The sequence below is a fragment of the Dellaglioa sp. CoH-55-MRSF-7 genome (genome assembly GCF_056782235.1).
In genome coordinates this window covers 1-271 of the sequence record NZ_JBXAYI010000162.1, presented here as the reverse complement: position 1 = coordinate 271, position 271 = coordinate 1, and the positions used below count along the sequence as shown (strand labels likewise).

Here is a 271-nt window from a genome sequence, read left to right as displayed (position 1 = left end):
AACATTCTGTCCTCCACGATACGTCGGACGTACGTGCCACGCTTGAACGAAGCAGGCTCGTTGTTCCAGTTGAGGCCGATATCGTGCAGCATGTCGTGCTGAGCCCGCGTGTTCTTGCCGTGCAGCTGACGGTGTGAGAAGTGTGCTTGACACAGCATCTGCAACGAGTTGCGTGTCGCATCCGCCTCACGCCACGCAAATGCGTCGAACGCTTCGCTCTCGTTCGGCAATTGCCAGACACGGCAATCGAACTTGGGCCGGGTGCGGACGG

Annotated in this window: 1 protein-coding gene; it reads right to left on the bottom strand. The window is 59.0% G+C overall.

Features of this window, described 5'->3' with window-relative positions; translation table 11 throughout:
• On the bottom strand, window positions 1-271 hold a 271-nt coding region (locus tag AC1RPU_RS08245; RefSeq protein WP_481769687.1), incomplete at both ends, for a hypothetical protein.